Below are 13,646 nucleotides of genomic sequence, written 5' to 3'. Positions count from 1 at the left end.
TCGCTTCCTTACGCCCCGGCGCCAAGCGCGGGGCAGATCTCCTCGCCCGCCGCGGTCCGGCCCATCGAGCGCTCTCTCAGTCCCTCTAGTATAGCGAGAAGGTCGTCCGGCAGGCGGTCGGCGATCGTGATGCGCTCCCCCGTCGCCGGGTGGTCGAAGGCGATGCGCCACGAGTGGAGGAACTGCCGCGAGAGCCCGAGGTTCAGCCGGGCGTCACCGCGGCCGTAGAGCGGGTCGCCCACGAGGGCGTGGCCCACGTGGCGCATGTGCACGCGGATCTGGTGCGTGCGCCCGGTGTAGAGGTGGCACTCCATAAGCGTGTAGCCCTCGTCGCGCCGCCCCGCCTCGAAGCGCTCGAGCACGCGGAAGGTGGTGATGGCCTCGCGCGCGCCGGGGGCGTCGGAGACGGCCATGCGGATGCGGTCGCGCGTGGAGCGGGCGATGCCGGTGACGACGGTCCCCTCGTCATGCGCCACGTACCCGTGCGTGAGCGTGACGTAGCGGCGGTCGAGCACGCGCAGGCGGATGAGGTCCTGAAGGGCCCTCTGCGTGGCGTCGTCCTTGGCGGCGACCATGAGGCCCGAGGTGTCCATGTCAAGGCGATGGACGATGCCGGGCCGCTCCTCGCCCTGGAGCATGCCGAGGTGCGCGTAGCCGCAGTGCGCCACGAGCGCGTTGGCGAGCGTGTCGTCGACGTGTCCGGGGCTCGGGTGGCAGACGAGCCCCGCCTGCTTGGAGAGCACGATGAGGTACTCGTCCTCGAAGCGGATGTCGAGCGGGATGTAGGGGTTGGGGGCGAGCAGGCCGCCCGCGAGCTCGGGCTCGGGCTCGTCGAGGGTCGCGCGGACGCGGTCGCCGAGAAGGACCCTCTCGGACTTTGAGGTGGCGGGCGTCTCGTTGATCGTGACGGCGCCCTCCTCCACGAGGCGGGCGCACGCCGAGCGCGAGGGCATGCCGTCGCCCGTGGCGAGAAACGCGTCGAGCCGCATGCCGTCGGCCGCGGGGTCCACGAGCAGGTTCACGATGCGCTGCGCCATGCGGGCTCCTCTCGTCGGCGGGCGGCTCCTCTCGGCTGGCTATCGTATCACGGGCGGAGGCGCGGGCGGGCGCTACTCCCCCGCCGCCGCGGCGCGCTCGCGGGCGAGGTCCCAGCGCCACCAGAGCACGACGGCGAGAAACACGCCGCAGGTGACGAAGACGTCGGCGACGTTGAAGACGGCGAAGTCGACGAACGTCGTCTTGAAGAAGTCCGTGACGGCGCCGAGCGCCACGCGGTCGATCGCGTTGCCCACGCCGCCCCCCGCGACGGCGGCGGCGGTGAGCACGAGCGGCAGCGGCACGTCGACGCGCCGCCACGCGACCACGACCCCCGCGACGAGGATCGCGGCGGCCAGCAGGACGAAGACGGGGCCGCCGCCCTCGCCGAGCGAGAAGGCGGCCCCCGTGTTGTAGACGAGGCTCAGGTCCATCACGCCCGGGATGAGCGTCACGGGCTCGCCCGGGACGAGCGCGGCGCGCGCGGCAGCCTTGCTCGCCTGGTCGAGCGCGACGACCGCGACGGCGACCAGCGCGAAGAGAGCCAGCCGCCGCGCGCGGGCGGGATTCGTGGCGTACGCGCCGGCCAAGCCCTACTCCCCGAGCGCTGCCACGGCGTCGTGGCAGCGCGGGCAGAGGCCGTCCTCGCCGAGCTCGCGGAAGTTCCAGCAGCGCGGGCACTTCTCGCCGCGCGCCGGCTCCACGGAGCAGGCGAGCTCGTCGCCCTGGGCGAGAAGGACCTCGGAGCAGACGAACGGCTCGGCGAGGTCGCAGCCAAGCTCGCCGGCCAGAAGCGCGTGCAGCTCCGCGGGCGCCGTCAGCGTGGCGCGGGCGGCCTGCGTGGTCTTCTCGGTGAGCGTGCCGTCGGCGATGGCGGTCTCGTAGGCCTTGGTGAAGGCGGCGCGGGCCTCCACGACGGCGTCGTAGGCGGCGAGGTAGGGCTCGTACTCCTCGGCGGACCAGGGCGCCTGGTACCAGTCGAGAAGGGCGGCGTACTCCTGGCCGTCGCGCAGCGACTCCGGGAGGTAGCTCATGGCCTCGTCGGTGGTGTAGACGAGGATGGGCTGCAGGTCGTGGACAAGCATCGAGAGGATCTGCGCCCAGACGGTGAGCGCGGAGCGGCGCTCGAAGCCGTTCTTCTCGCCGCAGTAGACGCGGTCCTTGGTGGCGTTGAGGTAGCCGTTGGAGAGCTCCGTGATCACGTAGTCGTAGAGCGTGCGGTAGACCACGTTGAAGCGATAGGACTCGTAGGCGGCGCTCACCTGGTCGTGGACCTGGCAGAGGCGCGCGAGCGTGAGCTTGTCGTACGGGAGGAGCTCGTCGTAGGGCACGGCGTCTGCCGCCGGGTCGAACTGGCCCTCGATCTCACCAAGCAGGAAGCGCAGGGTGTTGCGGAAGCGGCGGTAGGCCTCGCCCACGTGGTCGAGGATCGTGCCGTCGCAGGGGATGTCGTTGGAGGTGTCGACGGAGGTGACCCACAGGCGCAGGATGTCGGCGCCGCGGGTGTCGCACTCGGCGTTGGGGTCAATGACGTTGCCGAGCGACTTGGACATCTTGCGGCCCTGGCCGTCGAGCGTGAAGCCCTGGGAGACCACGGACTTGTACGGCGCCACGCCGTAGGCGCCCACGGAGGTCATGAGCGAGCTCATGAACCAGCCGCGGTGCTGGTCGGAGCCCTCGAGGTACATGTCGGCCGGGAACGTGAGGTTGTCGCGGTGGCGGCAGACGGCGGTGTGGGAGACGCCGGAGTCCCACCACACGTCGAGGATGTCCCTGTTGGCCTTGAGATGGTGCCCGCCGCACTTGGTGCAGACGCACGACTGCCCAAGGTAGCTCGCGGGGTCGTCGGTGAACCAGGCGTCGGAGCCCTTGCTCCGGAAGAGCTTGATCACGGCGTCGAGCGTGTCGTCGTTCATGACGGTCTCGCCGCAGTCCTGGCAGGTGAAGGCCGGGATGGGAACGCCCCAGTTGCGCTGGCGGCTGATGCACCAGTCCGGGCGGCCCTCGACCATCGAGCCGATGCGCTTGATGGCGTGGCCGGGGTAGAACTGCACGTGGGAGAGCTCCTCGAGCGCCTGCTCGCGAAGGCTCTTGCCGCCGCGCAGGGGCTTGTCCATCGAGACAAACCACTGGCTCGTGGCACGGAAGATGACGGGCTCCTTGCAGCGCCAGCAGTGCGGGTAGCTGTGGTTGATGTCCTCGTGAAGGATCAGCGTGCCGCGCTCGCGCAGCCACTCGATGATCTTGGGGTTGGCCTCGTTGACCTCCATGCCGGACCACGGGCCGCCCGTGCCCATGCCGTCGCCCACGAAGAAGCGGCCGTCGTCGTCGACCGGCATGACCGTGGGGATGCCGAACTTCTGGCCGGCGAGGTAGTCGTCCACGCCGTGGCCGGGCGCGCAGTGGACGATGCCCGTGCCGTCGTCCAGGGTGACGTAGTCGGCGTAGATGAACTCGCCCGTCTCGCCCTGGTCGCCAAAGATCGGCTGCTTGTAGCGGTTGTGCGCGAGCTGCTCGCCCGTGGCGCGCCAGACCTGCCCGTCCTCGCCGCGCACGAGCTCGACCTCGCCGTAGCCGAACTTCTCGGCGCAGCGCTCGGCCAGCGCCTCGGCCACGATCTCGGCGCGGCCGTCGTGCACGAGCGCCACGTAGGTGGCCTCGGGGTGGCAGATCACGGCGTCGTCGGCGGGAAGCGTCCAGGGCGTGGTGGTCCAGATGTCCACGAAGAGCCTGCCGGCCCAGGCCTCCAGGCCCTCCGGCACCGTGGTCATCTCAAAGCGGACGAAGATGGCGGGGCTGACCTCGTCGCCGTACTCGATCTCCGCCTCGGCGAGGGCCGTGTGGCAGTGCGAGCACCAGTGCACGGGCTTGGAGCCCTGCGTGATGGCGCCGGCGTCGAAGATGGCCTTGAAGATCTCCACGTCCGTGGCGTCGTAGTCGTTCACGTAGGTGAGGTAGGGGTTGTCCCACTCGCCGAGGACGCCCAGGCGCTTGAAGCCCTGGCGCTGGGTGTCGACCTGCTCGACGGCCATCTTGCGGCAGAGCTCGCGGATCTTCTCGGTGGGGAGCTGGTTGAACTTCTCCGTGCCGAGCATGGTCTCGACCTTGTGCTCGATGGGCTGGCCGTGGCAGTCCCAGCCGGGGACGTACGGCGTCTGGTAGCCGCGCATGGACCAGTAGCGGTTGATGATGTCCTTGGAGATCTTGTTCTGCGCGTGGCCGAGGTGGATGGGGCCGTTGGCGTACGGGGGGCCGTCGTGCAGGACGAACTTCTCATGCCCCTCGTTCTTGGCGATCATCTGCTCGTAGACGTGGTTCTCCTCCCACATGGCCAGGCGCTTGGGCTCGTTCTGAGCCAGGCCGGCGCGCATGGGAAAGCCCGTGCTCGGCAGGTTGGTGGTCTTCTTGTACTCGTTCTTCGCCACGCTCTCCTCCTTCTGTGTGCAAAAGTGACAGGCACTTTTGCACGCTCTTCCCGGACACGAAAAAAACGCGCCCGCCCCTCCTGCTGGGACGAAGCGCGCACGCGACTTCGCTTGTGAACCACCCAGCGAGCGGATATCCGCCGTACTCGGCTGGCCTGTGTCGGCGGCCACTCCGGCGACGCCTACTCGCGCGGCGAGAAGAACGCTCTTCTCGCCAGGCTTTGGGGCCGCGGCTCGGGGGTGATCTTCGCCGGGACGCGGCCGCGGGCTCCCACCGTCCCCGCTCTCTCTTGGCCGCGCGCCCCCGGGTACTCTCCCCGTCAACGCCTGTTGCAGCATGGTAGCACGTTTGGCGCGCACGCGTTACAAGCTTGTTCTACTCGCCGAATTGTGGGGTGCGGAATCGATACCGACGGCACACCATGGAACGGATACGCGACGAGAAGGGACCCCGCATGCCAGACCGCAAGTACCTCGAGCTGCTCTCCGAGAAGTTCCCCACCGCGCAGTCGGCCTACACGGAGATCATCAACCTCGAGGCCATCCTCAACCTGCCCAAGGGCACCGAGCACTTCGTGTCCGACGTCCACGGCGAGTACGACGCCTTCAAGCACATCCTCAACAACTGCTCGGGCGTCATCCGCGAGCGCGTGCAGGCCACGTTCCGCTTCGAGCTCACCCACGACGAGCAGGCAGACCTCTGCACGCTCATCTACTACCCGCACCGGAAGCTCCGCCGCCTCAAGGCCTCGGGCGTCGTGAGCGCGGAGTGGTACGCCATCACGCTCATGCGGCTCGTGCGCCTGGCGCGCTACCTCTCCGACTCCTACACGCGCTCGAAGGTCCGAAAGGCCATGCCGGTGGAGTACGCCTACATCATCGACGAGCTCCTCCACGCCGCCCCCGGCGAGGGCGAGCAGCGCCAGCGCTACCACCAGCGCATCATCGACACGATCGTGGACACGGGCTCGGCGGACGACTTCATCGTGAGCCTCGCCTCGCTCATCAAGCGGCTCGCCGTGGACCACCTCCACCTCGTGGGCGACGTCTTCGACCGCGGCGCGCACGCCGACAAGATCCTCGACCGCCTGATGGAGTACCACTCCGTCGACCTGCAGTGGGGCAACCACGACATCGTGTGGATGGGCGCCGCGGCGGGCTCGGCCACGTGCCTCGCGGCCGTGATCCGCAACAACATCCGCTACGACTCGCTCAAGATCCTCGAGAGCGCCTACGGCGTCTCGCTGCGCGAGCTCGCCCTGTTCGCCGAGGCCACCTACGCGGCCGACGACGCCATGACGCCGCTCGAGAAGGCCATCTCGGTCATTCTCTTCAAGCTCGAGGGGCAGACCATCGCGCGCCACCCCAACTGGCACATGGAGGACCGCCTGCTGCTGGGCCACGTGGACCCCGCGCGCGGCGTGTGCGCGGTGGGCGGCCGCGAGTACGAGCTCGTCTCGAGCGACTTCCCCACCCTCGACCCGAGCGACCCCTACGCGCTCTCCGAGGACGAGATCCGCGTCATGGACAACCTCCTCGAGGCAGTGCGCACCTCGTACAAGCTGCAGGCGCACGTGAACTTCCTCTACGAGCGCGGCAGCGCCTACCTCGTCCACAACGACGACGTGCTCTTCCACGCGTGCGTCCCCATGAACGAGGACGGGACCTTCCACCCCGTGAACCACCAGGGGCAGCTCCTCGCCGGCAAGGCCTACTACGACTACGCCGACCGCCTCGCCCGGCGCGCCTGGCACGAGCACGACGAGATATCGCTCGACTGGATGTGGTACCTGTGGTGCGGGCGCTACTCGCCGCTGTCGGGCCGCGTGGTCAAGACCTTCGAGCGGACCTACTTCAAGGACCGCTCCACCTGGGCCGAGCCGCGCGACCCCTACTACGCCCTCACGGACAACCCCGGGGTCTGCCGGCGCATCCTCGAGGAGTTCGGCGTCAACCCCGACCGCGGCCACATCATCAACGGCCACACGCCGGTCCACGCCTCGGAGGGCGAGAAGGCCGTGCGGGCCGGCGGCCACCTCATCGTCATCGACGGCGGCTTCTGCCAGGCCTACCACAAGACGACGGGCATCGCGGGCTACACGCTCATCTCCGACCCGCACGGCATGCGCATCAAGGCGCACCGCCCCTTCGGCTCGATCGCCGACGTCCTCGACCTCAACACGGACATCATGAGCGACGACGATCGCTTCGAGGTGAACCCGCGCCCGCTCACGATCAACGACACCGACACGGGCGCCGACATCCGCGAGCAGATCTCCGATCTGCGCGCCCTTCTCGACGGGTACCGCACGGGAGAGCTGCCCGAGCACGCCGGCGCGCGGGCCTGAGCACGCCGTCGATGGGCGACCCGCGCCAGCGGCGTCAGGTTCGTTTGGCACGCTGGCGCGGCGTGCCAAACGAACCTGACGCCGCTGGCGCGACATGACGCAAACCGGGAGATTGTCTGTTCCGAAACTAAGGGCTGGTAATCTGGGTATCAAAGAACCCAGGTATGGACACGCATGAAGGGTAACCGCAACTCATGGACATGAACGAGAACAAGCGTCGGCGCTCGATGCTGCTCTACATCCTGATCGCGCTCATCGCGTACCTCGCGATCAGCCAGACGCTCGGGACCAACCTCACCGCGCGTCAGGTGCAGGACGTGAGCTACACCGAGTTCCTCACGATGGTCGACCAGGACCAGGTCAAGAAGGTCGACCTCAACACCGGCGACAACACCCTCACCTTCACGACCGGCGAGGGCGAGAGCGAGAAGATCTACGAGACCACGATGTGGCCGGGCGACAGCACGCTCATCGAGCGGCTCGACGAGCACAACGTCGACGCCGACGCCAACATCCCGGACACCTCCGGGGACATGTGGCTCATGCTGCTCATCTCCTACGGCCTGCCGATCCTCATCTTCCTCGGCATCGGCTGGTGGCTCAACCGCCGCATGAAGAAGGCCATGGGCGACGACGGCCCCTCGATGAACTTCGGCGGGGGCGGCTTCGGCATGGGCGGCGGCCTCGGCAAGTCCAACGCCAAGGAGATCAAGGGCGAGGAGACCGGGGTCACGTTCAAGGACGTGGCAGGCCAGGACGAGGCCAAGGAGTCCCTCCAGGAGATCGTGAGCTTCCTCAAGAACCCCGAGAAGTACAACGAGATCGGCGCGCGCTGCCCCCGCGGCGCGCTGCTCGTGGGCCCTCCGGGCACGGGCAAGACGCTCCTGGCCAAGGCCGTCGCCGGCGAGGCCGGCGTCACGTTCTTCCAGATCGCGGGCTCGGCCTTCGTCGAGATGTTCGTCGGCCGCGGCGCCGCCAAGGTGCGCGACCTCTTCAAGCAGGCGAGCGAGAAGGCGCCCTGCATCGTCTTCATCGACGAGATCGACGCCGTGGGCAAGCGGCGCGACTCCTCCCTCAGCTCCAACGACGAGCGCGAGCAGACCCTGAACCAGCTCCTCTCCGAGATGGACGGCTTCGACAACCACAAGGGCATCGTCGTCTTGGCCGCCACCAACCGGCCAGAGACGCTCGACCAGGCACTGCTGCGCCCGGGCCGCTTCGACCGCCGCATCCCGGTGGAGCTGCCCGACCTCGCCGGCCGCGAGGCGATCCTCAAGATCCACGCCGACGACGTGAAGATGGAGCGCGGGATCGACCTCGGCGTCGTCGCCCGCTCCACGCCCGGCGCGTCCGGCGCCGACCTCGCCAACATCATCAACGAGGCCGCGCTGCGCGCCGTGCGCTTCGGCCGGAACCGCGTCACGCAGGAGGACCTGCTCGAGTCCGTCGACGTGGTCATCGCCGGCGAGAAGAAGAAGTCCACGGTGCTCTCTCAGCACGAGAAGGAGGTCGTCTCCTACCACGAGACCGGACACGCCATCGTGGCGGCGATGCAGAAGGGCTCGGCGCCCGTCTCCAAGATCACGATCGTGCCGCGCACCTCGGGCGCGCTCGGCTTCACCATGCAGGTCGAGGAGGACGAGCACTTCCTCACCACGCGCCAGGAGGCCAAGGACAAGATTGCCGTGCTCTGCGGCGGGCGCGCCGCCGAGGAGCTCATCTTCAACGAGATGACCACCGGCGCCTCCAACGACATCGAGAAGGCCACGCAGCTCGCGCGCGCCATGGTCACGCAGTACGGCATGTCCGAGAAGTTCGGCATGGTGCAGCTCGGCCAGCCCGCGAGCCGCTACCTCGGCGGGGGCTCTCAGCTCACCTGCTCCGAGGGCACCGCGCAGGAGATCGACGCCGAGGTGCAGCGCCTCGTCGAGGAGGGGCACCAGACCGCGCTGCGCACGCTGCGCGAGAACCGCTTCAAGCTCCACGAGATCGCCCACTACCTCCAGAAGAAGGAGACCATCACGGGCGAGGAGTTCATGAACATCCTCACCCGCGACGACGGCTTCGCCCCCAAGATGCCGAAGCCGGCCGAGTAGCTCGCCGCAAGCCGCCAAAACGGAGAGACCGACCCTCACCGCTCACTGCTTCGCAGAAGTCGCGTGAGGGTCGGTCTCTGTTTCGGCGCTAAGCCGGGCACGGCGGCGCTCACTTCAGGATGTGCGCACCAAGCCCGCACTCAGTTCCTGATGTGCGCACGGCGCCGTGCTCAGTTCCGCATCTGCGTACAAGCCCGTACTCACTTCTGCATCTGCGTACGGCCCGGGACTCAGATGCGGAAGTGAGTGCCATCCGGGCCGCGGGCGGATGCGCAAATCCGGAAGTGAGTGCCATCCGGAGGTCCGGGCGGACTCAGATGTGGAAGTGAGTACGGGCTCGTACGCAGTTCCTGATGTGCGCACGGCGCCGTGCTCAGTTCCGCATCTGCGTACAGCCCGGGACTCAGATGCGGAAGTGAGTACCATCCGGGCCGCAATCCCGCGCTCAAATCCGGATTTGAGTGCCGTTCCCTACTCAGATGCGGAAGTGAGCACCCCCTGATGCTCAGTTCCGCATCTGAGCACCGCGGGTGGAAGCGCGAAGCGCCGCGATCCGCGACGAATCCTGAGGCCCCCAAAGTGCAGTGGCCGCCGGTCGCGGCGGACGGTCGCGAACGGGACCTCGAGCGGTCGTCATCAGCGACGATTTTTCATCGGCCGAAACTTATGTCAACCACGTTGACCTGCGCGGAAGCGTCAGATGGTCAGCGGGGCGTCCGCTTCGCGGCAGCAAACCGGCGAGAAATCTCGCAATCGCGCCGGTTGCCATCCGGTCTCGCGCTACGCTCGTCCCATGATGACTATCTGCCTCTCACATACCACCGCACTCGAGGTGCTCCGCTGCTGGAACGCGCCAAGGCTCCTGGAACGGGGCCGACGCCGCGAGAGCCTCCCCGCCCCGGAGCGCATGCCGGACCCCTCGTGGGCCGCGGCTACCCTGGCACGCCTGGAGCCCCTCTCTGCGGTGAGCACTCCCCACCACGTGATCGTCTCCGGGGAGACGGCCCGCCACCGCTCGGAGCTGCTCGTTGCGCACCAAGCACGTCGCAGATATCCACCGGGCTCGTTCTTCTCGCTCGCGCCCGACGTCCTCTGTGCGACCCCGGAGCTCGTCGCGCTCCAGATGGCGGAGTACGCCAGCGACCTGGAGCTACTCCTGCTCGTCGACGAGCTCTGCGGGCACTACGGCATCCAACCCCGCGCGGCAAAGGGGCTCGTCAGACGCCGCGACCCGATCACGAGTGTGGATGGAATCATCGCGTACCTCGACCTCATGGGTCCCTGCCGCGGAGGCTCGAAGCTTCGACGGGCGCTCGCGCGGGCGCGGGAGCGATCCGGATCCCCGCGCGAGAGCAAGACCGTCCATCGCCTCGAGTTCAGCCCGCGGCTCGGGGGCTACGGTCTCGAGGTCGTGGGGCTCAACGATCCCGTCCTCGTGGAGCGGGCCGGCGCGGCGCTCGGGGAGGCCCAGGAGCGCATCAGGAAGCCGGACATCATGCTGCTCGCACCTGCCGACGCGCCCCTCGGCTCAATCCCCTTTCGCGGGTGCGCCCTCGACTACCAGGGCGAGTACCATCGCGACGAGGCGCAGAAGGAGAAGGACACCAACCGCCGAAACGAGCTTCTCGCCTGCGGCATCAAGCCGTACGAGATCGAGAAGGACCACTATGACGACCCCGGCTACCTCGACTGGCTCGTCTCGCGCATACGTCGCGACCTTGGAATCGAGGAGCCGTCCCTCGGCGAGCTGGCCCGCGAGGCGAGAAGGGCGCGGCGGGAGCGACTTCGCCTCGAGCTCGACCGCGCGGACGGGCTCACGTGGACCGGGCGCGCGGAGCCGCTTCTCATGGAGGGCTCAAGGGCGCTCGCGCGGGGAACGGAATCCTGACGGTTCTCGGATGCTCAGTTCCACATCTGCGTACGGCCTGGCACTCAGATGCGGAAGTGAGCGTCATCCGGGCCGCAGGTGGATACGCAAATCCGGAACTGAGCGCCGACCAAGGCCCCCAGCGGACTCAGATGCGGAAGTGAGTACGGGGTCGTGCGCAGTTCCGGAACTGAGTGCCCGCGGGACTCCGGGCGGATACGCAGATCCGGAAATGAGTACAGGCCGGGGAGGCCGGACGGACTCAGATGCGGAAGTGAGTACGGGGTCGTACGCAGTTCCGAAAGTGAGTGCCCGCGGTACCGCGGCGAGAAGGACGCGGCGCCGACACCCTACCGGAAGAGCTGCCAGAAGGCGACGGCTGAGCTCGCGGCCACGTTCAGTGAGTCGACGCCGTGCGACATGGGGATGATGACCGATCGGTCGCAGGCGGCAAGCGCCCGGCGTGAGAGCCCGTAGCCCTCGCTGCCGAAGAGCAGGGCGCGCCGGTCGCCCGCGAGAAGCGCCGGGTCGTCGAGGGGCAGCGCGCCCTCCTCCAGCGCGAGCGCCAGAACCGAGAAGCCCCGCCCGCGCAGCCCCTCGAGCGTGGCCTCGGGCCAGGAGGCCTCGTCGGCGCGCGCCCACGGAAGCTTGAAGACGCACCCCATCGAGACGCGGACGGCCCGGCGCACGTAGGGGTCGGCGCAGCGCGGCGAGAGGATCGCGGCGTCCGCCCCGAGCGCGGCGGCGGAGCGGAAGAGCGCTCCCACGTTGGTCACGTCCACGAGGTCCTCGAGCACGACGACCCTGCGGGCCCCCTCGAGGGCGGCCTCAACCGAAAGTGGGCGCGGGCGGCGCATCGCGCAGAGGAAGCCGCGCGTCACGCGGTACCCGCAGAGCCGCTCCATCTGCTCGCCGGGCAGCACGAAGGCCGGCACGTCCCCCGCGCGCTCGAGCAGTGCCGAGCAGGTCGAGAGATGCCGCTCGTCGACGAGGAACGAGACCGGCTCCACCCCCTCTTCCAGCGCCACCTCGACGACGAGCGGCGACTCTGCGACGAGGAGCCCGCGCCCCGCCTCGACCCCCGCGCGGAGCTGATGGTCGGTGAGCCGGGCGAAGACGTCGAGCCTCGGGTCCTCGAGCCCCTCGAGCCGGACGGTGTGTGCCATTCCTCCCCCTTTTGATGACGGGACGCGATCTGAGCGGAATCTGTCGCGCCTGTAGGGTACGATAGCCGAGACGGCCGCCGGCCGCCAGGAACCGCACACGAGCTACCTAGGGTGGATCATCGCATGCCTAGCCATATGAAGAAGCAGACCGACTCGCGCCCTGCCGAGGGGGCCGCCCCCGGCGCGAGCTTTATCCCCGGCCCCGAGAGCGCCTTCGTTAGCCCCGTCTCCGACGGCCCGACGCCCCAGCGCCCGCGCCGCCGGCTCCTGTGGGCCATACCCGCCGTCATCGTCGTCCTTCTCGCCGGCGCCTACGTGGCGGGGGGCGTCTACTTTCAGTCGAACTTCATGCCGGGAACCACGCTCGACGGGGCCGACGTCTCCCTGCGCTCCGTCGAGGAGGTCGCGGCCGAGAAGACCGCGTCGCTCGACGGATATGCCCTCCACATCACGGGGCAGGGGCTCGACCTCACCGTCTCCGCCCCCGAGATCGGCCTCTCCTACGACGGGACCGCGTACGCGCAGGCCGCGCTCGAGCAGGTGAACCCCTGGGCCTGGCCCCTCGAGGTCGCCGGCACGCGCGACCTCACGCTCGAGGCCGACCCCGTCTTCGATGCCGACAAGCTCGCGCAGATCGTGACGCCTGCCGTCGAGGAGCGGGTCCGCGCCGCCGAGGAGACCACCGGGCTTGGGGTCTCCTACAGCGCCGAGGCGGGCGCCTACGTCGTCGACGAGCACGCCGCAGCGAGCCTGCTCGACGCGACGGCCGTGTGCGAGCGCGTGAAGCAGGCCGTCTCCGAGCTCTCCCCCACCGTCGAGATCGGCGACGAGTGCCTCTCCGACGCGAGCGCGCTCCAGGCCGCCGCGGACGCCGCGAACACCTACCTCGCCTCCGCGGGAACGACCCTGCTCATCAGCGGCCAGCTCGTGCTCGACGTGAGCCCCGACCTCGTCTCCAGCTGGGTGGCGATCGGCGAGGACCTCTCGGTCTCGCTCAACGAGGAGGCCATCGGCGAGTGGGTGCACGAGAACGTCGGCGCGCTCGACACCGTGGGCAAGACCCGCACCTACACCCGCCCCGACGGCAAGCAGGTGAGCGTCTCCGGCGGGTCGTGGGGCATCGTCACCAACGAGGCGGAGACCACGACGGCCCTCATCTCCGCGATCAAGGGCGGCTCGCCCCAGGCCATCGAGATTCCCCTCAAGCAGAGCACGGGCTTCGCCCCCGACCAGGGAGGGCGCGACTGGGGCAACCGCTACATCGACATCGACATCTCCGAGCAGTACGTGCGCATGTACGGCGATGACGGCTCGCTCATCTTTGAGTCCGCCTGCGTCACGGGCGACCCCACCCAGGGCTACGACACGCCCACGGGCGTCAACCCCATCAACTCCTACAAGGCGCTCGACCAGACGCTCAAGGGGCTTGACTACGACGAGGACGGCGAGCCCGACTACGAGAGCCACGTCAACTACTGGATCCCCTTCGTGGGCAACCTCGTGGCGCTCCACGACGCCGACTGGCGCAGCAACTTCGGCGGGACCATCTACCAGGGCAACGGCAGCCACGGCTGCGTGAACCTGCCCCTCGGCAAGGCGGCCGAGCTCTACGACCTCACCAAAGTCGGCGACGTCGTGGTGGTCCACTACTAGAGAGTGTCACCGTGCCGCTGGCGTCAGGTTCGTTTGGCATGCCAAGCGAACCTGAC

General features: G+C 68.7%; 8 protein-coding genes. 4 read left to right on the top strand and 4 right to left on the bottom strand.

The annotated features are described in order from the left end of the window. Nucleotides 1–8: 8 nt before the first annotated feature. From ACULPM_RS07400 to ileS, 3 genes are all read right to left on the bottom strand, one after another. On the bottom strand, nucleotides 9–1,037 hold the full coding sequence (locus ACULPM_RS07400) for an RluA family pseudouridine synthase (RefSeq protein ID WP_445331018.1): 1,029 nt from the start codon (nucleotides 1,035–1,037) through the stop codon (nucleotides 9–11). A 72-nt stretch (nucleotides 1,038–1,109) separates the two neighbouring features. Continuing rightward, complete coding sequence (gene lspA, locus ACULPM_RS07395) at nucleotides 1,110–1,625, bottom strand: signal peptidase II (RefSeq protein ID WP_445331019.1); 516 nt, start codon at nucleotides 1,623–1,625, stop codon at nucleotides 1,110–1,112. A gap of 3 nt (nucleotides 1,626–1,628) precedes the next feature. Then, nucleotides 1,629–4,406 (bottom strand): isoleucine--tRNA ligase, encoded by a 2,778-nt coding sequence (ileS, locus tag ACULPM_RS07390; protein WP_445331027.1) that lies wholly within the window; start codon nucleotides 4,404–4,406, stop codon nucleotides 1,629–1,631. A 509-nt stretch (nucleotides 4,407–4,915) separates the two neighbouring features. On the opposite strand from ileS, the gene ACULPM_RS07385 reads away from it, so the two are divergent. The 3 genes from ACULPM_RS07385 to ACULPM_RS07375 all read left to right on the top strand — a co-directional run bounded on the left by ACULPM_RS07385 (nucleotide 4,916) and on the right by ACULPM_RS07375 (nucleotide 10,792). Then, on the top strand, nucleotides 4,916–6,808 hold the full coding sequence (locus tag ACULPM_RS07385) for a fructose-1,6-bisphosphatase (RefSeq protein WP_445331020.1): 1,893 nt from the start codon (nucleotides 4,916–4,918) through the stop codon (nucleotides 6,806–6,808). Nucleotides 6,809–7,002: 194 nt separating this feature from the next. Beyond that, nucleotides 7,003–8,904, top strand: a complete 1,902-nt coding sequence (gene ftsH, locus ACULPM_RS07380) for an ATP-dependent zinc metalloprotease FtsH (protein ID WP_445331021.1) — start codon at nucleotides 7,003–7,005, stop codon at nucleotides 8,902–8,904. Nucleotides 8,905–9,868: 964 nt separating this feature from the next. After that, nucleotides 9,869–10,792 carry a hypothetical protein gene (locus tag ACULPM_RS07375; protein WP_445331022.1) on the top strand — a complete coding sequence of 308 codons (924 nt, stop codon included), beginning with the start codon at nucleotides 9,869–9,871 and terminating at the stop codon, nucleotides 10,790–10,792. A gap of 329 nt (nucleotides 10,793–11,121) precedes the next feature. Here the strand turns inward: ACULPM_RS07375 and ACULPM_RS07370 are convergent, their stop codons facing one another. Beyond that, nucleotides 11,122–11,937 (bottom strand): TrmH family RNA methyltransferase, encoded by an 816-nt coding sequence (locus tag ACULPM_RS07370; RefSeq protein ID WP_167929275.1) that lies wholly within the window; start codon nucleotides 11,935–11,937, stop codon nucleotides 11,122–11,124. Between the two features lie 123 nt (nucleotides 11,938–12,060). On the opposite strand from ACULPM_RS07370, the gene ACULPM_RS07365 reads away from it, so the two are divergent. Further along, nucleotides 12,061–13,590, top strand: a complete 1,530-nt coding sequence (locus tag ACULPM_RS07365; RefSeq protein ID WP_445331023.1) for a L,D-transpeptidase family protein — start codon at nucleotides 12,061–12,063, stop codon at nucleotides 13,588–13,590. Nucleotides 13,591–13,646: the final 56 nt, after the last annotated feature.

This window comes from Thermophilibacter sp. ZX-H3, assembly GCF_052599055.1.
This window is presented reverse-complemented; position numbering and strand designations above follow the sequence as displayed.